Raw genomic sequence first — 22181 nt, 5'->3', positions numbered from 1 at the left:
CGCGTACAGTAAACGGCATGCCCAACCATGGTCTCCCGCCTGCCCCTGCTGACTTCCCCGAGGGCGTCCCCCCACTGGATGAGTTGCTGTCAGGCGCCCACGTGGTCAGCCTGCCCATGCGGGTGAGGTTCCGCGGCATCATGGAACGCGAGTCGCTGCTGCTGCGCGGGCCCGCGGGCTGGGGCGAGTTCTGCCCGTTCCCCGAGTACGGCGACGCGGAGGCGTCCCGGTGGCTGGCCGCCGCCATCGAGGCGGGCTGGCAGGGGTTCCCGCCTCCGTTGCGCCAGTCTGTGCCGGTCAACGCCACCGTGCCGGCCGTGTCCGCCGACCGGGTACCGGACGTGCTGGCGCGGTTCGGCCGGGTGGACGCCGCCAAGGTCAAGGTGGCCGAGCAGGGGCAGACGCTGGACGACGACGTGGCCCGGGTGGGTGCCGTGCGCAACGCTTTGCCGGACGCAGCCATCCGCGTTGACGCCAACGGTGGCTGGGACGTGGCCCGCGCGGTGGAGGCGCTGACCCGGCTGGCGCCTTTTGGGTTGGAGTACGCCGAGCAGCCGGTGCCCTCCATTGAGGGCCTGGCCGAGGTCCGGTCCCGGCTGCGGGACGCAGGGACCCCAGTGCTGATCGCCGCGGACGAGAGCGTCCGCAAGGAAACGGATCCCCTGAGGGTGGCGCGGGCCGGGGCGGCGGACCTTCTGGTGGTCAAGGTGGCACCGCTTGGGGGAGTGCGGCGCGCCCTCGACATCGTGGCACAGGCCGGACTCCCCGCCGTCGTCAGCTCCGCGCTGGACACCTCCGTCGGCATCCGCGGGGGCCTTGCCCTCGCCGCCGCCCTGCCGGAGCTGCCCTACGCCTGCGGCCTGGGAACGGTGTCGCTGTTCGAATCGGACATCACTTTGGACCCCCTGGTGGCCGACGACGGCGCCATCCGCCTCCGCGACGTGGCGGCCGACGCCGGGCTGCTTGAGCAGTTCGCGGCTCCCGCGGTACGCCGCGACTGGTGGCTGGCCCGGCTCCGCCGCGTCCACGCATTACTGCAGGTCACGGGCGGTTCACCATAACTTCATCCAATTGATGGCTTCCTGTAGGAACCGGCTGGAAGGGTGAACGGGCACCCCAGTGAGATTCCTTGGAAGGTACCCATGTCTGAAACTGCCCGCAAGTTCACCCTGCTGCCCATGCTTGGCCACACCAAGGGCAAGCGGAGCCCCGTCACCTGCGCGCTCAAATGTGACAACGCCTGCGCCGGCGATGTCTGCAACACCAGCTCCAACAGCTACTTCCGCGACATCGCCTCCGCCACCCTGTCCCGCCGCGCCGCCCTCGGCATGGGAGCCGCCGGTGCACTCGCCGTCGTCCTCGGTTCAGCCGTGGGCTCCGCCGAACCCGCCTCCGCCGCAGGCCTTTCCAAGGCCGCCAAGGAAGGCTTCGGCAAGTCCAAGCTGCAGTTCACGGCCATCAAGCCGGTGGACAAGGCCGTTGACGCCCTCACCGTTCCCGAGGGATTCACGTGGCAGCCGATCATCCGCTGGGGCGACCCGCTGTTCGCCGACTCGCCGGACTTCGACCTGAACAACCAGACCGCGGCAGCACAGGCCCGCCAGTTCGGCTACAACAACGACTACACGGACATCGTGGAAATCCCGGACAGCAAGGGCCGCCGCGCCGTGCTGTTCACCAACCACGAATACACCAACGAGAACATCATGGTCCCGGCCGGATACGACGCCAAGGAAACCCGCGCCATCGGCCGTGCCGCCCACGGCCTGGCCGTCGTGGAGCTGGAGCGCAAGAACACCACCAAACCGTGGAGCTACGTCAAGGGCGCACCGCTGAACCGCCGCTATCTCTCCGACACCACCTATGAACTGACCGGCCCCGTTGCCGGGTCCGCACTCGTCAAGACCGTCGCGGACCCCTCCGGCCGCGCCATCAAGGGCACGTTCGGCAACTGCTCCGGCGGCACCACCCCCTGGGGCACCATCCTTTCCGGCGAGGAGAACTTCAACGGCTACTTCGTCGCCGCCGGCACCTCAGCCAGTGACAAGCGCTACGGCCTCACCAACAAGCCCACCAACCGCAAGTGGGAGCTGGACGACCCCCGCTTCGATACCCGCAACGCCGGCTATGAGAACGAAACCAACCGGTTCGGCTGGATCGTCGAGGTTGACCCGTTCGACCCCACCTCCACCCCCAAGAAGCGCTCCGCCATGGGCCGCTTCAAGCACGAGGGCGCCAACGTGATCGTGGCCGAATCCGGTCACGTGGTGGCTTACATGGGCGATGACGAGAAGTTCGACTACCTCTACAAGTTCGTCTCCGCAGAGAAGTACCGTGAAGGCGACCGCCGGCACAACATGAACCTGCTGTCCGAGGGCGACCTCTACGTAGCGAAGTTCACCGGCAACTCACCCGCCGCGGAGATCGACGGTACGGGCAAGGTGCCGGCCGACGGTGCTTTCGACGGCACCGGCGAATGGCTGCCCCTGGTGGTCGGCGGGAAGTCCGCTGTGCCCGGCATGTCCGTCGAAGAGGTCCTGGTGTACACCCGCCTGGCTGCGGACAAGGTCGGGCCCACCAAGATGGACCGCTGCGAGGACGTCCAGCCCAGCCTCCACACCGGCAAGGTCTACGTGGTCTGCACCAACAACTCGGACCGCGGCACCGGCACCAAGGAAGGCGCGACGGAAATCAACCCGCGCACCCAGAACCGCGACGGGCACATCGTGGAAATCACCGAAACCGGCGACCAGACGTCCACGAAGTTCAATTGGACCCTCCTGATGGTCTGCGGTGATCCGGCGCAAGGCGACGTCACCTACTTCTCCGGCTACCCGGTGGACAAGGTCTCGCCCATCTCCTGCCCGGACAACGTGGCCTTCGACTCCGTCGGCAACCTCTGGATCTCCACCGACGGCGCCCCCTCCGGCATCGGGTACAACGACGGCCTCTTCAAGGTCACCCTGGACGGCGCCGAGCGCGGGAAGGTGGAGCAGTTCCTCTCCGTTCCCCGCGACGCCGAGACCTGCGGCCCGGTCATCCACGACGACGAGCGCACGGTGTTCGTCTCCGTGCAGCACCCGGGCGAGGACGGCACCTTCGAGGCGCCCAACTCCTACTTCCCGGACTACGTCCCGGCAGGCACGACGCCGGCAGCCGGCCAGGTGCGCGCGCCGCGTCCCGCGGTGGTCCAGGTGTTCCGCGCCTAGTTTCCTCTTCCCACGACGCCCGCTCACCTTTGACGGGTTTTCTGGCGACGCCCGCTCACCTTTGACGGGTTTTCTGGCGACGCCCGCTCACCTTTGACGGGTTTTCTGGCGACGCCCGCTCACTTTTGACGGCTTTTTCGGCAACGCCCGCTCACCTCCCACTCCTCGTGGGGCCTGAAGGTGAGCGGGCGTTTCGTTTTGATCGACAAAAGGTGAGCAGGGGTCGGGAGATTGTCTGTCATAAGTGAGCGGGGGTTGCGGGATGGCAGACTGGTTGGGTGACTTCGCTGAACGAACCTGCCCCGGAGACCACCCCTGGATTTTCCGGCAGAGATGACCCGGACACAGATGCCACGGAGGCCCAGTTGAGCGCGCTCGCCGCGGCGCGGATCGCCGTCGACGTACTGCTCGACGGCGGCGTGCGGCACGTGGTGGTATCGCCGGGTTCCCGGTCGGCCCCCATGGCGTACGCCCTCGCCGAAGCCTCCGCTGCCGGCCGGGTGGACCTGCTGGTCCGGATCGATGAGCGGTCCGCCGGGTTCACGGCCCTGGGCCTGGCCCTCTCCACCGGTACGCCTGCAGCCGTCCTCACCACGTCCGGGACCGCCGTCGGGAACCTGATGCCGGCGGTGATGGAGGCCAACCATGCCGCCGTGCCGCTGATCGTGCTGTCCGCAGACCGGCCCGAGGAGCTCCGCGGAACCGGCGCCAACCAGACAACCGTGCAGCCTGACCTGTTCGGTGAGCAGGTTCGCTTCGCCGTGGACGTCCCCGCCGGGACGAGCCCCGAGCGGGCCGTCCGAACCGGGCTCTCCGCGGCCACCGGCGCCTTCCCGGACCTGCCGCCGGGCCCCGTCCAGCTCAACCTTGCGTTCCGCGACCCCCTGGTTCCGTTGCCCGGGGAAGGGCTGCCGGAGGCGGTGGAGCGGCAGCGCTACCGGGTGGGCACCGAGCCGCTGGTCATGAACCTTCCGCCCGCGTCGGAAAGCCTGCCGGAGCGGCGCACCGTGGTGCTGGCAGGGCACGACGCCGGGCCGGTCGCCGAGGCGTTCGCCCGCGCCCACAACCTGCCGCTGCTCGCCGAACCGTCCTCCAATTCCCGGTTCGGACCCAACGCGGTGGGCCCGTACCGACTGCTGCTGGAGCATTTCGGACCCGGTTCGGCACAGCCGGTCGAGCGTGTGGTGCTGTTCGGCCGGCCCACACTGTCCCGTCCCGTGGCCGCGCTCCTGGCCCGCGCCGACGTCGAGTCGGCCCTGTACCAGCCGGTTCCGGTCGCCTGGTACGAGCCCGGCCGCCGCACCGAGCTGCCGCTGGAAAACCTGGCGGACCTCGCCGATTTTGCCGGTCGGGGGACCCCGGCCTGGCTGGACACCTGGCTCCTCGCCGGCTCCGCTGCGCAGCATGCCCTGGACCAGGTGCTCGCCGCCGGGGCCGCTGCCACTGGGCCCTCGGTCGCCTCGCTGGTGTGGAAGCACGCCCGCGGCCAGCTGCTGCTCGGGTCCTCCAACGGCATCCGCGACGTGGACCTGGCCGGGTTGCCCGCGCCCGATCCGGCCGCCACCGTTTACGCGAACCGCGGCCTGGCCGGAATCGACGGCACCATTTCCACCGCCACCGGCATCGCCCTGGGCGGCCGGCAGGAGACCACGGTCTTCCTGGGCGACGTGACCTTCCTCCACGATGCCGGCGGCCTACTCCTCGGCGCGGGCGAGGAGCAGCCGGACCTGCGGATTGTGGTCCTGAACGATTCCGGCGGCGCCATCTTCGGGCTGCTCGAACACGGGGGAGTCGAGGAGGGCGGCCGCTACGGAGACGCCGTCGAACGCCTTTTCGGCACCCCGCACTCCGTGGACATCGCGGCACTCGCCGCAGCATACGGCGTCGGCCATTCAATGGTAAGTACGACGGCGGGACTCGCCGAAGCGCTGGCCCGGCCTGTGCAGGGGCGCGGCATTGTGGAGGTCCGGACGGACCGCCGCTCGCTGCGGCACCTCCATGCCCGGATCAAGGAAGCCGTAACGGCTGCCGTCGAGGGTGTGCTGGCGGGCCGGTAAGTCAGTCTGAGGCACGCTCCCGCATCCTCGACGCGCAAATTATCCTCCGACGCAAAAATTCCCTGGCGCTACCGATATAACGGCAGCGCCAGGGAATTTGAGTGTCGAAAGCGGGGAAATCAGAGCACGCGGCCCAGGAACTCCTTGGTTCGGGCATGCTGGGGGTTGGCGATGATCTCGCGGGGATCGCCCGATTCCACTACCACGCCCGCGTCCATAAACGTCAGGGTGTCACCCACCTCGCGGGCAAAGCCGATCTCGTGGGTCACCACGATCATGGTCATGCCCGACTTTGCCAGGTCCTTCATCACGTTCAGGACGTCGCCCACCAGCTCCGGGTCCAAGGCGGACGTGGGCTCATCGAAAAGCATGAGCTCCGGATCCATGGCCAGGGCCCGGGCAATGGCCACGCGCTGCTGCTGGCCGCCGGAGAGCTGGGACGGGTAGTGGCCGGAACGGTCCGCCAGCCCCACCCGGTCCAGCAGTTCCAAGGCCCGCTTCTGGGCGGCAGCCTTGGGCTGGCCCTTCACGTGCACCGGTGCTTCCATGACATTCTGCAGCGCGGTCTTGTGCGGGAACAGGTTGAAGCGCTGGAACACCATGCCGATTTCACGGCGCTGGGCGGCGATCTCCTTGGTCTTGAGGTCGTGGAGACGGCCGTTGACCTCGCGGTAGCCGATCAACTGGCCGCCCACGGAAATCCGGCCGGCACTGATCGTTTCCAGGAGGTTCACGCAGCGCAGCATCGTGGACTTGCCGGACCCCGACGGGCCGATCACCACCGACACCTCGCCCTGCTTGACCGTCATGTCAATGCCCCGCAGCACGTGGTGGTGCCCGTAGAACTTGTGCAGGCCTTCGATCTTGACCAGCGGCTTTTCTGCTGTGACCGTCATCGTGCACTCTCCTCGGGGAAGTCCGTCTCTATCGACCGTCCGCCATCCTGGCTCAGGGCCACGCGGGCGGACTTGGCCACGGGCTTGCCCGCCGGGGCGAGATTGTCCACGCCCTTGCCGTAGTACGCCTCAATGTAGTGCTGACCCACCATCAGGATGCTGGTGATCACCAGGTACCAGATGGCGGCCACGATCAGCAGGGGCACCGGGAGGTAGGTCCGGTTGGCCAGGGCGTTAGTGGCAAATGTGAGGTCCAGGGTAAACGGCACGGCGAGGACCAGCGAGGTGGTCTTCAGCATGCCGATGGTTTCATTGCCTGTGGGCGGAACAATGACGCGCATTGCCTGCGGCAGGATGATCCGCCACATGATCTTGGTCTTGCCCATGCCCAGCGCCTCCGCCGCCTCCATCTGCCCGCGGTCCACCGACTTCAGGCCCGCACGGAAGATCTCGGCGAGGTAGGCCGATTCGTTCAGGCCGAGGCCCAGGATCGCGGCCACGGTTGCATTGATGACTGCGGCGGTATCCAGGCTGAAAAGCTCAGGTCCGAACGGCACCCCGGCGCTGATCTTGGGATACAGGACCGAAATCAGGCCCCACAACACCAGCTGCGTATAGACAGGTGTTCCACGGAAGAACCACACCCACACCCAGCTGGACCAGCGGAAGACAGGATTGTCGGACTGGCGCATGAACGCCAGGAGGATCGCCAGGACGATGGCCAGCACCATGGACGTGACCGTCAACAGGAGGGTCCAGCCCACACCCTGGACCACCTTCACGTCCAGGATGTAAGTGCCCACCACGTCCCAGCGGAAGTTCGGGTTGGTGAACAGGCTCTGCAGGAAGAGCACCACCAACGCCAGGATGATAAAAGCGCTGATCCACCGGCCGGGATGGCGCACCGGTACCGCTTTGTTCAGTACCGGTGCATCATCCTCTTGCTGGCCGCCCATGTGCACGCCTGACGTGTCGTCGGTAACGCGAAAACTCAAGACTTAACCGCCGGGTTGACCTCGGACTTGGTGAGGGCGCCCTCGGAGTTGCCCCAGCCGTCCAGGATCTTCTTGTAGGAACCGTCCTCCATCAGCTTGGTCACGGCCTTCTGGATGACGCCGGCCCAGGCGGTGTCACCCTTGGCCACGGCAATGCCCTGCGGAGCGGAGTCGTAAACGTCGCCCAGCTTCTCCAGCTGGCCGTTGGTCTGGGTCAGCGCGTAGCCGATGATCGGGGAGTCGGCGGTCATGGCGTCGATGCTGCCGTTGACCAGGCGGGTGGTGACGTCCGTCTGGTTCTTCAGGGTGACGATGTCAATCGGCTTCTTGCCGTCGGCGACGCACTTCTTGTTGCGGTCGGCAAGGTCCGGGTCTTCCTGGACGGTGCCGGTCTGCACGCCGATGGACTTGCCGCAGACGTCGTCCAGGGAGAACTTCTTGGGGTTGCCCTTCTGCACGGCCCAGGCGGTGCCGGCGTTGAAGTAGCTGACCATGTTCACAGCACCCAGCCGTTCGGGGTTGATGGTGAACGAGGAGATGCCCAGATCGTACTTGGGGCCGAGGGCCGGAAGGATGCCGGTGAACTCCGCGGTCTGGACCTGGACCTTGAGGCCCAGGGTGGCGCCGATGGCCTTCGCGATGTCCACGTCGTAGCCGACGGGCGTCTGGCCATCCGGACCGAGGAATTCGGCGGGGGCGTAGCTGGTGTCGGAGCCCACGGTGATGGTGCCCTTGGACTTGATGGCGTCCGGGACCATGGCGGCCAGGGCGTCGTCCTTCTTGACGGTGGACGGATCAAAGCTGGCGCTGGCCTTGCCCGAAGAGGTGGCCGCGCTGGACGGACCCGTTTCCGAGGCGTTCGTGCACGCTGAGAGGGCCAGGGCGCTGATGGCGATCATGGTGGCAGCGGTCAGCTTGGAAGTGCCCAGAAGGGTACGGCGAGTCTGCATTTCTTACCTTTTGTTGCAGGGGCTATGAGGTACTAACGCGGCTTATAGTGTAACGCTCAACAAGAGAGGTACGTCACACGCAACTAAGTTTCACTATTGGATAACTGTATGGGCTCAAAATCAAGCCTCCAAGGATGGGAGCAGTCTGCCATCCCAGACTTCGTACCCCATTCCCGGGGGAAAATCAGCTGTTGATGCCCAGCGACTCCAGCATCGGCCGGAACTTGGCCCACGTTTCAGCCAGCTCCGCCTTCGGCTGCGAGCCGTCAACGATGCCGCAGCCGGCATAAAGCCGCACTGTCTCGGGCGACTCGATGACGGCGCCGCGCAGGGCGATGCCCCACTCGCCGTTCCCTGCCGCGTCCAGCCAGCCCACCGGGCCGGCGTAGGGGCCGCGGTCAAGATGCTCCAGCTTCCGGATCAGTTCGCCCGCCACCAGCGTCGGGGTTCCGCACACGGCCGCCGTGGGGTGCAGCGCGTTGATGAGGGCCAGGCAGGTGGGAACGTGGCCCTCCACCTCGGTGAGTTCCGCCTTGACGTCCGAGGCCAGGTGCCACACGTTGGGCAGCTCCAGGATGAAGGGCTCGTCGTGGGCATTCATGGCCTCCGAGAACGGGGCCAGCTGCCTGGTCAGGGACTGGATGGCAATCTCATGCTCATGCCGCTGCTTCTCGGATCCGGCGAGCACGCGCGTTGCGTAGTCCATGGGCGGGCCGTCCTCGCCGTGCGCGTCGCGGCGGTCCAGGGTGCCGGCCAGCACGCGGGCCTGCGCCGTGCGGCCCTCCACCTGGATCAGCATCTCGGGGGTGGCCCCCACCAGCCCGTCCACGCCGTAGGTCCAGCATTCGCGGTACCTCGCGGCGAGTTCGCGCAGCACATCTGCGGCATGTACGCCGGATGGAATAGTCGCCACGACGTCGCGCGCCAGCACCAGTTTCTCCAGTGCTCCCGTGCGGATCTCGGCAACGCCGGCGGCCACGGCGTCCATCCACGCTTCCTCACTGAGGGAGCCGGTGTGCAGCGTTGCGCCGGCCGCCAGGGGGAGGGGACGTACGACGGCGCCGCCGGCTTTCCCGGGCACGGCACCCAAGGGAGCGTCCCCGGCGGAGTCCGCTGCCGCCGTCGTGGTTTCAAGGTCAGGGGCGCCGGCGGAACCACCGCTGAGCCACCGGTCCAAGGCGGCGAGGGCCGACTCTTCGGTTAGCGGGCCGTCGTCGAACGTCAACTGCGTGAGCCATGCCTGGTTGTCCCGCACGCCCACCACGATCTCCGGCACGATCAGGCGGGACTCGTGGGCGGACGTCTTGGAGAACGCGAAGGAGCCGAAGGCCACGGGGCCGGTGCCGGGCAGCTCCACGGAGTCCGTGGCGTCAGCCTCCAGGACCAGGTGACGCCACCAGATGTCCGCCTCCAGGAACCGGTCCGGTCCGGTGGCGGTGAAGCGCGCTATCTCGCCGAAGCCGGCCAGCCCGGCCTCCCGGCGGGTCCAGCACAGGACATCGTCCCTGACCAGAAACGAAGGCAGCCCCCCGGGGAACGCTTTGCCATCCAGGGGGACTGTCAAGGTGCGGAACGTGCTCGTCATGATGAGACAACACTACTCCCGCGTACACGATGGCCTCCCCGGCACCCGAAGGGGGCCCAGACGCGGTGGCGCAAGCGTGGACTGCCGGGAGCGGCACAGCGCGCGTACCCTGTGGCCATGGACTCCAGGGTGTACACGCTGGCGCTCAGTACCGGCATCGCTGTGCCCTGCCTCGTCGCCGGGAACCCGTCCGGCCGGCCGCTGCTGCTTCTGCATGCTTGGGGAGAGTCCCGCCGAAGCTTCGACAGGTTGGTCCCCCTGTTGACGGAGTTCCGGATCTTCGCCCCGGACCTTCGAGGACACAGTGACGCGGACAAGCCGGCGGGCGGCTACTCACTGGTGGAGCAGGCCGGGGATGCCTCTGCTGTCCTCGATTCATTGGGCCTGGCATCCGCTGCTGTCCTGGGATCCTCCAGCGGGGGCTACGTGGCCCAGCAGCTGGCGGTCTCCGGCCCGCAGCGGGTTGACGCCCTGATCCTGGCGGGTGCCCCGCTGACCCTCGCCGGCCGTCCCGCCTTCGCCGATGAGGTGGAGACGTTGGTCGATCCCATTGGTGAAGAGTGGGTGCGGCAGTCCTTGTCCTGGTTCCCCTTGGTCCGGCCGGTTCCACCCTGGTTTGTGAAGGACCGCATCCGTGACGGAACCCGGGTGGCGGCGCAGCCTTCAGGGCCAGCCTCGAAGGGCTGTACCGCGCCGTTCCGCCCACGGAAAGCGGAACTGTCCATGGCCCGGCCCTCATCATCTGGGGAAGCCATGACAATCTGCTGGCCCGGAGCGACCAGGAGGAGCTGGCCCGTCGGATAGCAGGCGCGGTCCTTGTCGTAATTCCCCATGCGGGGCACCTGGTCCTGTGGGAGTGCCCGGAACAGGTAGCGGAGGAAACGCGCGCGTTCCTGCTCAATTCCTGACTCCCGGGCCGCTGGTCAGCACGCCCGGGAACATTTGAGACAATGTCATGGTGAACCGAGCATCCTTGGATAAGCGTCCGGACGAAGTAGCCACGATGTTTGACGACGTCGCACCGAAATACGACGTCGTCAACGATGTCCTCTCCATGGGGCAGACCCGCCGCTGGCGCAAGGTCGTGGTGGATGCGATGGAAGCCTCCAAGGGCCAGCGGGTCCTGGACCTCGCAGCAGGAACGGGTACCTCCAGCGAGCCATATGCCGATGCCGGCATAGACGTGGTGGCCTGCGACTTCTCCCTGGGCATGCTCAAGGTGGGCAAGCGCCGCCGCCCGGACATCAACTTCATCGCCGGGGACGCCACCAACCTGCCGTTCGCTGACAACACTTTCGACGCCACCACCATCTCCTTCGGCCTGCGCAACGTGAACGAGCCCAAGAAGGCGCTGCAGGAGATGCTCCGCGTCACCAAACCGGGTGGCCGGCTGGTCATCGCCGAATTCTCGCAGCCCGTGGTTCCGCTGTGGCGCACCATGTACACCGAATACCTCATGCGCGCCCTGCCGGCCATCGCCGTCAAGGTCGCTTCCAACCCGGACGCCTACGTCTACCTCGCCGAATCCATCCGTGCCTGGCCGGACCAGGACCATCTGGCCGCCTGGCTGCAGGAAGCCGGCTGGGAGAATGTCACCTACCGCAACCTCACCGGCGGCATCGTGGCGGTCCACCGTGCGTTCAAGCCTGCCGATTCCTCTCCGGACGGTGCTGCTTCAGCCATCGCCGGGCACAAGGGCCCGGTGGCCAAGCTGCGCCGCAACATCGTCCGCTGACCTGTGAAGGTACTGATTGTCGGCGCGGGTCCGGCCGGATCCACCGCCGCGTACTACCTCGCCAAGGCCGGCCTCGAGGTCACGGTCCTGGAGAAGACCAGCTTCCCCCGGGAGAAGGTCTGCGGCGACGGGCTCACCCCCCGCGCCGTCCGCGAAATCCAGAAGCTCGGCCTCCCGCACCCGGAGAACGACGGCTGGCGCCGGAACAAGGGCCTGCGGCTGATCGCCGGCGGGCGCACCATCGAACTGCCCTGGCCGGAGGTGTCCGACTTCCCGCAGTATGGGCTGATCCGCACCCGCCTGGGCTTTGACGAGGAACTGGCACGGCACGCCCAGGCCGCCGGTGCAGAAATCCTTGAGCGGCACAGCGTCACCGATGCCCTGACCAACGACGACGGCCGGGTCACCGGGGTCCGCGCAGCGCTCCTTGACGAGTCCGGACGCAAGACGGGACAGACGCGCGAGTTCAGTGCCGACGTCGTCCTCGCCGCTGACGGCAACTCCACCCGCACAGCTGTTTCGCTCGGCATCCAGAAACGCGACGACCGCCCGCTCGGCGTCGCCGTCCGCACCTACTTCACCTCGCCGCGCACCGATGACGACTGGATGGAAGGCTGGCTGGAACTCCCCGGCCGCGACGGCAAGCTGCTGCCCGGCTACGGCTGGGTGTTCGGCGTGGGCGACGGCACCTCCAATGTGGGCCTGGGCATCCTGAACTCCTCCAAGGAATTCGGCAAGCTCGACTACAAGCAGGTCCTGCGCGAATGGACCGCAGGCATGCCCGCCGACTGGGGCTTCACGCCGGAGAACCAGGTGGGGGAGATCCGCGGGGCCGCGCTGCCCATGGGCTTCAACCGCACCCCGCACTACTCGCCCGGCCTGCTGCTCCTGGGTGACGCCGGCGGCATGGTTTCGCCCTTCAACGGCGAGGGGATCTCCTATGCGATGGAGTCGGCGCGGTTCGCCGCTGAGTTCATCATCGACGCCTCCTCGCGCTCTTTGGCAGCCAGCGGGACGTACGACGCCGACGCGCACCTTTCGCGGTACGCGGACTATGTGCGGGACCAGTGGGGCTCGCACTTCACCCTGGGCCGGGCATTCGCCGGGCTCATCGGAAAGCCGGCCGTCATGAAACTCGCGCTGCGGACCGGCATGCCCATCCCGGTCCTGATGCGGTTCGTGGTCCGGCTCCTTGCCAACCTCACGGACCCCTCCGCCAAAGGCTTCGAGGACCGGGTGATCCGCGTCCTGGAATCGCTGGTTCCGGCCACATCCAATACCCCGTCAGCTCCGAACCAGCGGTATCCGCAACAAAAAGTTAGGGTTAACCCGTGACCAAATCCGCAGACCAAAGCTGGACGCACGCCGGGCACGGCCTGCCGGACTCCGAACCCAGCCTCAACACCACCGCCATCGCCACGGGCCTCCAGCTGCCGGCAGGCTTCGCGGCCATCGCGGGCGACGCCGAACTGGGCCCGGCCATCACAAACAACCTGGCCAAGGTGGAGAAGAAACTCCGTGAAGCCATCGCCAATTCGGATCCCCTGGCTGACGCAACGTCGCGCCACCTGGTGGAAGCCGGCGGCAAGCGCATCCGGCCGCTGCTGACCCTGCTTTGTGCCCACCTCGGCGACGCCTCCCTGCCCGCGGTGGTGCAGGCCGCCGTCGTGGTGGAACTGACGCACCTGGCCACTCTGTACCACGACGACGTTATGGACTCCGCCCCGTTCCGCCGCGGCGCCCCCACGGCACATGAAGTCTGGGGCAACTCCGTGGCCGTCCTCACCGGTGACCTGATCTTTGCCCGGGCCTCCATCCTGGTCTCGGAACTAGGCGGGCGCGCACTGGGTATCCAGGCCCGCACCTTTGAGCGGCTGTGCCTGGGCCAGCTCCACGAAACCGTGGGACCGCGCCCCGACGAGGACCCGGTGGAGCACTACCTCTCCGTGATCGCGGACAAGACCGGTTCGCTGGTGGCGGCTTCCGGCCAGTTCGGTGCCATCTTCTCCGGCGCCGACGAAGCCTTCGAGGACATCCTGGTGGAGTACGGCGAGAAGGTGGGTGTGGCCTTCCAGCTGGCCGATGACGTCATCGACGTCACGGGCGTGAAGGTGAAGTCCGGCAAGTCGCCGGGGACCGACCTGCGCGAAGGGGTTCCCACCCTGCCCGTGCTGCTCCTGCGCAAGGCTGCCGCGGATGGTGACCAGTCCGCCGTCGACCTTTTGACACTGATTGACGGCGACCTGACCTCTGATGAAGCCCTGGCGGCCGCCGTCGCCGGGCTGCGTGAGCACCCGGTCACGGCCGAATCCTGGGTGGTTGCGCGCCGGTGGGCCGATGAGGCGATCGCTGCCCTGGCTCCGCTGCCCGAGGGTGTGGTCAAGGAGTCGCTGTCCAACTTCGCGCTGGCTGTGGTGGACCGCGCCAGCTGATCCGACGGTTTCAGGAGCCCGGTTCCCCTGGTTTATCCAGCCAGTGGGGCCGGGCTTCTTCTTTTGCGCAGGCTAACCCCGGCTTGAACGGGACGGCCCCGGTCCTCAACAACCGAAGCTGCTGTGAACCGGGGCCATCTCTCCGTTCGCATCAGACCCGCCGGAGGCGTTTAGCGGATCCGTGAATAGCTTATGACAGCTTTGTCATAATGCGCAAGTCGGTTGTTACTACCGGTGTCAAAGATTTTTGGGCTGAATCTCCCCAAGTTTCAGGCATGAAAGTCCCGGAGACGCGGCAGGTCGCGGGAACGCGCCGAACGAGCCGCCCAAACACGGGGGATTCCAGCGCTGGCGCGCTTATTCACATAGCGCGTTCCACGCACCCCGGAGCCGCTGGATATCAGCTCTGCTGGTTCTATGGATCTTTGCCGATTCCTTCGCGATGCAGGCTCTGTTGCCAGGACGGCCACAATTCTGAAAGCTGGGTTTTCCGACCGGGATCTCCGAAATGCGGTGGCATCGGGAGAAATCAGTCGACTCAGGCATGGCGTGGTAGCCTTGCCCGGCGCCGCCCCGGACCTGGTGGCCGCGGTCTTGGGAAATGGTTTGCTCACGTGTGCCTCCGGAGCAAGTCACCGTGGGCTCTGGTTGCTGCACAAGCCGGACAAGATCCACCTTCTGTGCCGGCACGGCGGACCAGTGAATACGGTCGTCCACCGTGAGTCCCTGGTACCGCATAGGACGGCGGAAGCTGTTGCCAGTACAACTGACGTGCTCATCCACGGGTTGCGTTGCCTGCCGGAAATGGAAGCCGCCGTGATGGTGGAGAGCGCCGTGCGGCAGGGGGTGACCACGTTGCCTTACCTGTGCGAGCGGCTGCCCGGGAATCGGAATGGAGCGGCGCGCAAGGTCCTGGATCTGGTGGACGGCACTGCCGACTCACCCGTTGAGGTTGTGGCCCGCCTGCTGTTCCGCAGCGAGGGAATCTATACGGAGACGCAGGTGGAGTTGCCGGGGATCGGTTTTGTGGACTTCCTGCTGGAAGGCTTCCTCATTGTCGAGATCGACGGGGCCACCCACCTCGAACCACGGCAGGTCAAGAAGGACCGGTCGCGGAACAATGCCAGTATCCTTACCGGCTACGCCGTGTTGCGGTATGGCTACGCGGACGTGGTGCATAACCCGCAAAAGGTCGTCGACGAAGTCTGGCAGGTCCTCCGGGGGAGGGTTATCCGCTGAAATTCCACAGGATTGACCCGGGAAACCGGAGGCACGCCGTCCAAACAGGGGGACCCGCCGTAGGCCGCCCTCAAAGGTGGGGAAGTTCAGCAAACCGCGGCCGGGCAACCCCTACTCTTCCTCTTCTTCCTCGAACGCCCAATCGAACATGTCGAAGACGAACTCGGAGAAGGTGCCTTCCTCGGACTTCCACTGGCCGCGGGCATTGTTGCGGCGGTACACGATGGGATCGGGGACGCTGAGGTCGCCCACGCGGAAGCCCCAGGTGAAGGCTTCCTCTTCGTCCTCGAGGAACATGAGGAAGCCTTCGTCATCAACCTCGAGCTCTTCGGGGTCCCAGAAGTAGTGGTACGCCTCCATCAGGTCCTCGCAGCCGCCCAGGGCGAGGTAGAACTCGCGCAGGACCAGGGGGATCTCGAACTGGTGCCCAGCGAGGGCCTTATCCAGTTCCTCCGGGGTCAGGCCGTCCTCTTCCTGCCATTCATCCTCGAGATACTTCGGAACAAGCGCACGGAACTTCTCGAGGAACATGTCAGTCATGCTCATATCCTAGCCAATACCGGGCACCTCAAAATGACAGCCAAACCGGCCCTCACAACCCGGTGCCACCCACCCGCCGGTGCCACCCGCGAACGGCAAGTGGCGCCTGCCAGGAGCGCCGCCACGCCAGGACCCGGAACGTGAAAACCACGCCCGCGATGCCGGCCGCCGTCAGAACGTTGAACACACCCAGGACCCACAGCACGGCTGTCATCGCGGAACCCACAAAAGCAGGCAGCGCGTAAATGTCCTTGGGGTTGAACAGTTCGGGAACCTCGTTGGCCGTGACGTCCCGCAACAGTCCGCCGCCCACCGCCGTGGTCACGCCGAGCAGCACGGACGCCACCGGATTAAGGCCCGTGGCCAGCGCCTTGAGCGTGCCCGTCATGCAGAACAGGGCCAGGCCGGCGGCGTCGAACAGGATCAGCAGCGACGTATAACGCTGGACGCTGGAGAACAGGAAGAACACCAGTACCGTGGCCAGCAGCGGCGGTGCCAGGTACGCCGGGTTGGTGAACGCCGCCGGGACTATGGCCAGGATGATGTCGCGGATGACGCCGCCGCCGAGCCCCACCAGGGAGGCGAGCAGCAGCGATCCCACAATGTCGATCTGCTTCCGCGCCGCCAGCAGTGAGCCCGAGACGGCAAAGAAGAACACCCCCAGCAGATCCAGCCACACCGGGGAGTTGTCAAAGGCGAATGTCATGGGGCGTCCCCGGTATTTCAAAGAGGGCGGGCAGGGCGGCTCCAACGTTACGCTAGCCCCTATGAACAGCCCCATCATGATCGCCTGTGCCCATGGGACGTCCAACACACAAGGTGCCGCGGAGGTCAATGCCCTGCGCGCCGCCATCGCGGAACTGCGGCCGGGCCTTGATGTCAGGGAGGCCTATGTGGACGTCCAGCAGCCGGACCTGGTGGACGTGGTGGCGGGCCTGCCGGAAGGGGACGCCGCCGTCGTGGTTCCGCTGCTGCTGAGCGTTGGGTACCACGTGAAGGTGGATATCGCGCGGGCCGTGAAGAGCCGTCCGGGCAGTGCGGCGGCCGCGCCGCTGGGCCCGGACCCGCGGCTCGCCAAACTGCTGGACCAGCGCCTGCGCGAGGCCGGCACCACGGACAATGACGTCATCGTGCTGGCCGCCGCCGGCTCCTCCAACCCCAACGCCGCCGTCAGCGTCGAGGAGTTGTTGGGCCAGCTGCGGGAGCTGCGGTCCAACAGGATGGTGGCCGCCTATGGTGCCTCGGCCAAGCCGTCCGTGCCCGACGCCGTCGCGATGCTTCGGGAGGAACTGGAAGGAGGTGCCGGGGCGGGGGAGTCCGCAGGGGCTGTCGACGTCGGCGGCCGCGTGGTGATTGCCTCGTACCTCCTGGCGCCGGGCTTCTTCCATGACCAGTTGGCCAAGGCAGGCGCCGACGTCGTGACCGACCCCCTGCTGCCGTCCCCGGTTCTCGCCGAGATCGCGCTGGACAGGTACGACGCCGCCGTCGCGAGGATGAACGAAGCGCCCGCAGCAGCACGCCGGGAACCGGCGGCGGCAGCCCCTGCAGGGCACCCTGCGGATGCACAGGAGGATGGCTTCTTCAAGGCCGTCCGGCGTTTCGTGACGAAATATTTCCCTAGGTGACTTAGCGTTTCCGGGCCTTTGTGACGTAATTCGGGCGGGACCTACAGTCGATGCATGACTGATACAGCTCTAGCCGGAGCGTCCGCGGACCCCGCTGCCACCAAGCGCCCCGCCCGCCCGTCCCGCCCTGCTGCTAAGCCGCACGGGCAGTGGAAAGTGGACGGCAAGACGCCCCTGAACGCCAACGAAACCTGGAAACAGGAAGACGACGGCCTTAACGTGCGCGAGCGTATCGAAACCGTCTACTCCAAAGAGGGCTTCGACGCCATCCCCGGCCAGGACCTGCATGGCCGGTTCCGCTGGTGGGGCCTGTACACCCAGCGCAAGCCCGGGATCGACGGCGGCAAGACCGCAACCCTTGAGCCGCACGAGCTTGAGGACAAGTACTTCATGCTGCGCGTCAGGATCGACGGCGGCGCGCTGACCACCGAGCAGCTGCGCGTCATCGGCCAGATCTCCGTGGACTTCGCCCGCGATTCCGCCGACCTCACCGACCGCCAGAACATCCAGCTGCACTGGATCCGCGTGGAGGACATCCCCGAGATCTGGAACCGTCTGGAAAGTGTTGGCCTGTCCACCACCGAGGCCTGCGGCGACGTTCCGCGTGTCATCCTGGGCTCGCCCGTGGCCGGCATCGCCAAGGACGAGATCATCGACCCCACTCCGCTGATTGAGGAGTTGGGCGAGCGGTTCATCGGCAACCCGCTGCTGTCCAACCTGCCCCGCAAGTACAAGACCGCGATCACCGGCCACCCCAGCCAGGACGTGGTCCACGAGATCAACGACTTCGCCCTCGTAGGCGTGCGCCACCCCGAACTGGGCGTCGGTTACGACCTCTGGGCCGGCGGCGCGCTGTCCACCAACCCGATGCTCGGCAAGCGCCTCGGCGCATTCGTCAGGCCTGAGCAGGCCGCGGATGTGTGGCTCGGCGTCACCAGCATCTTCCGTGACTACGGCTACCGCCGCATGCGCACCAAGGCCCGCCTGAAGTTCCTGATGGCCGACTGGGGTCCGGAGAAGTTCCGCCAGATCCTCGAAGACGAATACCTCGGCTACAAGCTGGCCGACGGCCCGGCCGCGCCCAAGCCCACCACTCCGGGCGACCACATCGGTGTGCACGAGCAGAAGGACGGCAAGTTCTTCATCGGCGCCACCCCGTTGGCGGGCCGCCTGTCCGGCTCCGGACTGGTGAAGCTGGCGGACACCCTGGAGGCCCGCGGTTCCTACCGCCTGCGCACCACCCCGCACCAGAAGGTGGTTGTCCTCGACGTCGAGAAGGACCAGGTGGAGCCCCTCGTGGCCGAGCTGGACGCCCTGGGCCTGTCCGCCCGCCCGTCCGTGTTCCGCCGGGGAACCATCGCCTGCACCGGCATCGAATACTGCAAGCTGGCCATCGTGGAGACCAAGTACACCGCCGCCACCGCCGTGGCCGAGCTGGAACGCCGCCTGGCCGACCTCGCCGGCTCGGGTCAGCTGCCCCAGGCACTCTCGCTGCACATCAACGGCTGCCCCAACTCCTGCGCCCGCATCCAGACGGCGGACATCGGCCTGAAGGGCATGATGCTGCCAACGCCCGACGGCGACCCCTCCCCGGGTTTCCAGGTCCACCTGGGCGGCGGGCTGGCTTCCAACGACCGCGAGGAAGCAGGGCTGGGACGCACCGTCCGCGGACTGAAGGTGTATGTGGATGACCTGCCCGACTATGTTGAGCGCGTAGTCCGCACCTTTGTGGCCCAGCGCGCCGAAGGCCAGACCTTCGCCGAGTGGGCCCACGCAGCAGACGAGGAGGCACTCCAGTAATGGCAAAGCACCTGGCACCCGCACCCGCCAAGCGCCCCGTCGAAGAGCTCAAGGCCCTGGCCGAGGCCGGCGCCGCCGAGCTCGGCTGGGACAGCCCTGCCCGCGACGTGATCGCCTGGGTAGAGCGCAACTTCGAACTTCCCGCCGTCGCCGTCGCCTGCTCCATGGCCGACGCCGTCCTGCCCGCCCTGGTGGCGGACCAGATGCCCGGCGTCGATGTCCTCTTCCTGGAAACCGGCTACCACTTCCCGGAAACCTACGCCACGCGGGATGAGGTGGCCGCCAACCTCCGCGTCAACGTGGTGGACGTGCTCCCCGAGAACACGGTGGAGCAGCAGGACCGGCTCCTGGGCAAGGACCTCTTCGCCCGCGACGCCGCCCAGTGCTGCGCCCTCCGCAAGGTGGCCCCGCTGCAGCGCACCCTGGCCGGCTACGAACTGTGGTTCACCGGCGTCCGCCGCGACGAAGCCCCCACCCGGACCAACACGCCGCTGGTCACCTGGGACGAGAAGAATGGCCTGGTCAAGGTCAATCCCATGGCTGCCTGGACGTTCGACCAGCTGGTCCAGTACTCCGATGACAACCTGCTGCCCGTCAACCCGCTGCTTTCCCAGGGTTACCCCTCCATTGGCTGCCAGCCCTGCACCCGCAAGGTGGCGCCCGGCGAGGATCCCCGCGCCGGCCGCTGGGCAGGATCCGACAAGACAGAATGCGGGCTACACGTATGAGCACTTCACTTACCGAGGAGACCCAGGTGACTGACGCCGCCGTATCCACGCGCCTGTCCAGCCTGGACACCCTCGAGTCCGAGGCCATCCATATCATCCGCGAGGTTGTTGCCGAGTTCGAGAAGCCTGCGCTGCTGTTCTCCGGCGGCAAGGACTCCGTGGTGATGCTGCACCTGGCCACCAAGGCGTTCTGGCCGGGCAAGGTCCCGTTCCCGGTGCTGCACGTGGATACCGGCCACAACTTCCCCGAGGTCATCGACTTCCGCGACCGGACCGTTGAACGGCTGGGCCTGAAGCTGGTGGTGGGCTCCGTGCAGGAGTTCATCGACCGCGGCGAACTGGCCGAGCGCGCGGACGGAACCCGCAACCCGCTGCAGACCGTCCCGCTGCTGGACGCCATCCAGCAGAACAAGTTCGACGCCGTCTTTGGTGGCGGCCGCCGCGACGAGGACAAGGCCCGCGCCAAGGAGCGCATCCTGAGCCTCCGTGACGAGTTCGGCCAGTGGGACCCCCGCAACCAGCGCCCCGAACTCTGGAACCTCTACAACGGGCGCCACACTGTGGGCCAGCACGTCCGCGCGTTCCCCATCAGCAACTGGACCGAGCTGGACATCTGGCGCTACATCGAGCGCGAGAACATCGAGCTGCCCGGCCTGTACTACGCCCACGAGCGCGAGGTCTTCGCCCGCGACGGCATGTGGCGCGCAGTGGGCGAGGTGTCCCAGCCACTGCCTGATGAGAAAGTCATCACCAAAACCGTCCGCTACCGCACCGTGGGGGACATGTCCTGCACCGGCGCGGTCGAATCCAACGCCTACACCGTGTCCGATGTCGTGGTGGAAGTCGCCGCCTCCACCCTGACCGAACGTGGCGCCACCCGCGCAGATGACCGCATCTCCGAGGCCGCCATGGAAGACCGCAAGAAGGACGGGTACTTCTAATGACCACCGAAGCAGTTCTCCCGGCAGACCTGGAAACGGCCCTGCCCACCACGCTCTTCCGCTTCGCCACGGCAGGATCGGTCGACGACGGCAAGTCCACGTTGGTGGGCCGCCTCCTTCACGATTCCAAGGCCATCCTGGCTGACACGCTCGACGCCGTCGCCCGCACCTCCGCGGACCGCGGCTTCGGCGGGGAAAAGGGCGGCATCGACCTCGCCCTGCTGACCGACGGCCTGCGCGCCGAGCGCGAACAGGGCATCACCATCGACGTGGCCTACCGCTACTTCGCCACCGACCGCCGCAGCTTCATCCTTGCCGACTGCCCCGGACACGTTCAGTACACCAAGAACACGGTGACCGGCGCCTCCACCGCGGATGCCGTCGTCGTCCTCATTGACGCCCGCAAGGGTGTGCTGGAGCAGACCCGCCGGCACCTGTCCGTGCTGCAGCTGCTGCGCGTGGCCCACGTGATTGTGGCCGTGAACAAGATCGACCTGGTGGACTTCAGCGAGTCCGTGTTCCGCGAGATCGAAGCCGACGTGCAGCAGGTTGGCCGCGAGCTGGGCCTGGGCGCTGATGGCATTGCCGACCTGCTGGTGGTTCCGGTGTCCGCGCTCGACGGCGACAACGTGGTGGAGCGCTCCGGGCGCACCCCTTGGTACACCGGTCCCGCGCTGCTCGAGGTCCTCGAAACCCTGCCGGCCGCCGACGAACTCGAAAGCCACCTGGAGAGCTTCCGCTTCCCGGTGCAGCTGGTCGTCCGGCCGCAGGGTGCCCTCGCTCCCGACGCCGTGGCCGCCGGCCTGGACGTCGAGGCCTACCGTGACTACCGCGCGTACGCCGGCCAGATCACCGAAGGCTCCGTGAAGGTGGGGGACCAGGTGTCCGTGCTGACCCCGGGCCAGTCGCCACGGACCACCACCGTGGTGGGCATCGACTTTGCCGGCGCCTCCCTGGAGGAAGCCGCCGCGCCGCAGTCGGTGGCCATCCGCCTGGCGGAGGAGTTCGATGTGGCCCGCGGCGACACCATCGCTGCTGCCGGCACCGTCCGGGAAGCCTCCGCCGACCTGTACGCGTCGCTGTGCTGGCTGTCCCCGAAGCCGCTCCGCGAAGGACAGAAGGTGCTGGTCAAGCATGGAACCCGCACGGTGCAGGCCCTGGTCCGCAACGTCAACGGCAAGCTGGACCTCTCCACGTTCAAGCTGGAACCCGCCTCCACCCTGGAGTTGAACGACATCGGCCACGCGCAGCTCCGGCTCGCCGCACCGCTGCCGCTTGAGAACTACCTGCACCACCGCCGCACCGGCGCGTTCCTGGTGATCGATCCGCTGGACGGCAACACGCTGGCCGCCGGCCTGGTCAAGGACCACCCGGGCGACCACGAGGACGAGCGCTACAGCATCTAGTCTTCGCCACTAAACCGCGGCTTGTTCGCAGATCCGAACCTTC

The 22181-nt window shown here is 67.0% G+C and carries 20 protein-coding genes and 1 pseudogene; 15 read left to right on the top strand and 6 right to left on the bottom strand.

Going from position 1 to position 22181, the window contains the following annotated elements; all coding sequences use genetic code 11:
• The first annotated feature begins 17 nt into the window (after positions 1-17).
• The 3 genes from Q9R31_RS03170 to menD all read left to right on the top strand — a co-directional run bounded on the left by Q9R31_RS03170 (position 18) and on the right by menD (position 5266).
• Positions 18-1061, top strand: coding sequence for an o-succinylbenzoate synthase (locus Q9R31_RS03170; protein ID WP_311261271.1), 1044 nt, complete (start codon positions 18-20; stop codon positions 1059-1061).
• 81 nt (positions 1062-1142) lie between these two features.
• A complete protein-coding gene (locus tag Q9R31_RS03165; protein ID WP_311261270.1) occupies positions 1143-3209 on the top strand; it encodes a PhoX family phosphatase in 2067 nt (688 codons plus the stop codon).
• 278 nt (positions 3210-3487) lie between these two features.
• Positions 3488-5266 carry a 2-succinyl-5-enolpyruvyl-6-hydroxy-3-cyclohexene-1-carboxylic-acid synthase gene (gene menD / locus Q9R31_RS03160; RefSeq protein WP_397428188.1) on the top strand — a complete coding sequence of 593 codons (1779 nt, stop codon included), beginning with the start codon at positions 3488-3490 and terminating at the stop codon, positions 5264-5266.
• Positions 5267-5385: 119 nt separating this feature from the next.
• On the opposite strand, the gene Q9R31_RS03155 is transcribed toward menD, so the two are convergent.
• The 4 genes from Q9R31_RS03155 to Q9R31_RS03140 form a co-directional block, all read right to left on the bottom strand.
• Positions 5386-6162, bottom strand: a complete 777-nt coding sequence (locus Q9R31_RS03155; protein WP_311261269.1) for an amino acid ABC transporter ATP-binding protein — start codon at positions 6160-6162, stop codon at positions 5386-5388.
• Positions 6159-7118, bottom strand: a complete 960-nt coding sequence (locus tag Q9R31_RS03150; protein WP_311261268.1) for an amino acid ABC transporter permease — start codon at positions 7116-7118, stop codon at positions 6159-6161. Before Q9R31_RS03150 ends, Q9R31_RS03155 begins: the two co-directional genes overlap by 4 nt.
• 35 nt (positions 7119-7153) lie before the next feature.
• Complete coding sequence (locus tag Q9R31_RS03145; RefSeq protein ID WP_311261267.1) at positions 7154-8107, bottom strand: ABC transporter substrate-binding protein; 954 nt, start codon at positions 8105-8107, stop codon at positions 7154-7156.
• A gap of 184 nt (positions 8108-8291) precedes the next feature.
• Positions 8292-9692 (bottom strand): isochorismate synthase, encoded by a 1401-nt coding sequence (locus Q9R31_RS03140; RefSeq protein WP_311261266.1) that lies wholly within the window; start codon positions 9690-9692, stop codon positions 8292-8294.
• Between the two features lie 117 nt (positions 9693-9809).
• Between Q9R31_RS03140 and Q9R31_RS03135 the strand changes: the two genes are divergently transcribed.
• From Q9R31_RS03135 to Q9R31_RS03105, 7 genes and pseudogenes are all read left to right on the top strand, one after another.
• Positions 9810-10496, top strand: a complete 687-nt coding sequence (locus tag Q9R31_RS03135; protein WP_311261265.1) for an alpha/beta fold hydrolase — start codon at positions 9810-9812, stop codon at positions 10494-10496.
• Complete coding sequence (locus Q9R31_RS03130; RefSeq protein ID WP_311261629.1) at positions 10430-10600, top strand: alpha/beta hydrolase; 171 nt, start codon at positions 10430-10432, stop codon at positions 10598-10600. Before Q9R31_RS03135 ends, Q9R31_RS03130 begins: the two co-directional genes overlap by 67 nt.
• Before the next feature lie 50 nt (positions 10601-10650).
• Positions 10651-11427, top strand: a complete 777-nt coding sequence (locus Q9R31_RS03125; RefSeq protein ID WP_311261264.1) for a demethylmenaquinone methyltransferase — start codon at positions 10651-10653, stop codon at positions 11425-11427.
• A gap of 3 nt (positions 11428-11430) precedes the next feature.
• Positions 11431-12762 (top strand): geranylgeranyl reductase family protein, encoded by a 1332-nt coding sequence (locus tag Q9R31_RS03120; protein ID WP_311261263.1) that lies wholly within the window; start codon positions 11431-11433, stop codon positions 12760-12762.
• Positions 12759-13859 (top strand): polyprenyl synthetase family protein, encoded by a 1101-nt coding sequence (locus Q9R31_RS03115; RefSeq protein WP_311261262.1) that lies wholly within the window; start codon positions 12759-12761, stop codon positions 13857-13859. The genes Q9R31_RS03120 and Q9R31_RS03115 overlap by 4 nt, the downstream gene beginning before the upstream one ends.
• 417 nt (positions 13860-14276) lie before the next feature.
• Positions 14277-14411, top strand: a pseudogene (locus tag Q9R31_RS03110) (type IV toxin-antitoxin system AbiEi family antitoxin domain-containing protein); the annotation flags it as partial.
• 252 nt (positions 14412-14663) lie between these two features.
• Complete coding sequence (locus Q9R31_RS03105) at positions 14664-15098, top strand: DUF559 domain-containing protein (protein ID WP_311261628.1); 435 nt, start codon at positions 14664-14666, stop codon at positions 15096-15098.
• Between the two features lie 111 nt (positions 15099-15209).
• Here Q9R31_RS03105 and Q9R31_RS03100 read toward each other — a convergent pair whose 3' ends face one another.
• Both Q9R31_RS03100 and Q9R31_RS03095 read right to left on the bottom strand, forming a co-directional pair.
• Complete coding sequence (locus Q9R31_RS03100; RefSeq protein WP_311261261.1) at positions 15210-15638, bottom strand: hypothetical protein; 429 nt, start codon at positions 15636-15638, stop codon at positions 15210-15212.
• 52 nt (positions 15639-15690) lie between these two features.
• Positions 15691-16344, bottom strand: a complete 654-nt coding sequence (locus tag Q9R31_RS03095) for a trimeric intracellular cation channel family protein (protein ID WP_311261260.1) — start codon at positions 16342-16344, stop codon at positions 15691-15693.
• Between the two features lie 61 nt (positions 16345-16405).
• On the opposite strand from Q9R31_RS03095, the gene Q9R31_RS03090 reads away from it, so the two are divergent.
• From Q9R31_RS03090 to Q9R31_RS03070, 5 genes are read left to right on the top strand one after another with little or no spacing between them, the layout of a single operon-like run.
• Positions 16406-17263: a sirohydrochlorin chelatase gene (locus Q9R31_RS03090; protein WP_311261259.1), complete on the top strand. Its 858-nt coding sequence runs from the start codon at positions 16406-16408 to the stop codon at positions 17261-17263.
• Positions 17264-17317: 54 nt separating this feature from the next.
• On the top strand, positions 17318-19063 hold the full coding sequence (locus Q9R31_RS03085) for a nitrite/sulfite reductase (protein ID WP_311261258.1): 1746 nt from the start codon (positions 17318-17320) through the stop codon (positions 19061-19063).
• Complete coding sequence (locus tag Q9R31_RS03080) at positions 19063-19791, top strand: phosphoadenylyl-sulfate reductase (RefSeq protein ID WP_311261257.1); 729 nt, start codon at positions 19063-19065, stop codon at positions 19789-19791. Before Q9R31_RS03085 ends, Q9R31_RS03080 begins: the two co-directional genes overlap by 1 nt.
• Complete coding sequence (gene cysD / locus Q9R31_RS03075; RefSeq protein ID WP_311261256.1) at positions 19788-20732, top strand: sulfate adenylyltransferase subunit CysD; 945 nt, start codon at positions 19788-19790, stop codon at positions 20730-20732. Before Q9R31_RS03080 ends, cysD begins: the two co-directional genes overlap by 4 nt.
• The gene (locus Q9R31_RS03070) at positions 20732-22138 is read left to right on the top strand and encodes a GTP-binding protein (protein WP_311261255.1); all 1407 of its coding nucleotides are present in this window, start codon (positions 20732-20734) and stop codon (positions 22136-22138) included. Before cysD ends, Q9R31_RS03070 begins: the two co-directional genes overlap by 1 nt.
• The last annotated feature ends 43 nt before the right edge of the window (positions 22139-22181 follow it).

Origin of the sequence: Pseudarthrobacter sp. BRE9 (assembly GCF_031844305.1) — a bacterium.
Lineage (GTDB): Bacteria > Actinomycetota > Actinomycetes > Actinomycetales > Micrococcaceae > Arthrobacter.
This window is presented reverse-complemented; position numbering and strand designations above follow the sequence as displayed.

Excerpts from the sequence above, each read along its gene's own strand:
- Q9R31_RS03165 (WP_311261270.1), top strand. The coding sequence starts at position 1,143 with ATGTCTGAAACTGCCCGCAAGTTCACCCTGCTGCCCATGCTTGGCCAC.
- Q9R31_RS03070 (WP_311261255.1), top strand. The coding sequence starts at position 20,732 with ATGACCACCGAAGCAGTTCTCCCGGCAGACCTGGAAACGGCCCTGCCC.
- Q9R31_RS03105 (WP_311261628.1), top strand. The coding sequence starts at position 14,664 with ATGGAAGCCGCCGTGATGGTGGAGAGCGCCGTGCGGCAGGGGGTGACC.
- Q9R31_RS03155 (WP_311261269.1), bottom strand. The coding sequence starts at position 6,162 with ATGACGGTCACAGCAGAAAAGCCGCTGGTCAAGATCGAAGGCCTGCAC.
- Q9R31_RS03145 (WP_311261267.1), bottom strand. The coding sequence starts at position 8,107 with ATGCAGACTCGCCGTACCCTTCTGGGCACTTCCAAGCTGACCGCTGCC.
- Q9R31_RS03170 (WP_311261271.1), top strand. The coding sequence starts at position 18 with ATGCCCAACCATGGTCTCCCGCCTGCCCCTGCTGACTTCCCCGAGGGC.
- Q9R31_RS03135 (WP_311261265.1), top strand. The coding sequence starts at position 9,810 with ATGGACTCCAGGGTGTACACGCTGGCGCTCAGTACCGGCATCGCTGTG.
- Q9R31_RS03085 (WP_311261258.1), top strand. The coding sequence starts at position 17,318 with ATGACTGATACAGCTCTAGCCGGAGCGTCCGCGGACCCCGCTGCCACC.
- Q9R31_RS03095 (WP_311261260.1), bottom strand. The coding sequence starts at position 16,344 with ATGACATTCGCCTTTGACAACTCCCCGGTGTGGCTGGATCTGCTGGGG.
- Q9R31_RS03080 (WP_311261257.1), top strand. The coding sequence starts at position 19,063 with ATGGCAAAGCACCTGGCACCCGCACCCGCCAAGCGCCCCGTCGAAGAG.
- Q9R31_RS03100 (WP_311261261.1), bottom strand. The coding sequence starts at position 15,638 with ATGACTGACATGTTCCTCGAGAAGTTCCGTGCGCTTGTTCCGAAGTAT.
- Q9R31_RS03090 (WP_311261259.1), top strand. The coding sequence starts at position 16,406 with ATGAACAGCCCCATCATGATCGCCTGTGCCCATGGGACGTCCAACACA.
- cysD (WP_311261256.1), top strand. The coding sequence starts at position 19,788 with ATGAGCACTTCACTTACCGAGGAGACCCAGGTGACTGACGCCGCCGTA.
- Q9R31_RS03150 (WP_311261268.1), bottom strand. The coding sequence starts at position 7,118 with ATGGGCGGCCAGCAAGAGGATGATGCACCGGTACTGAACAAAGCGGTA.
- Q9R31_RS03140 (WP_311261266.1), bottom strand. The coding sequence starts at position 9,692 with ATGACGAGCACGTTCCGCACCTTGACAGTCCCCCTGGATGGCAAAGCG.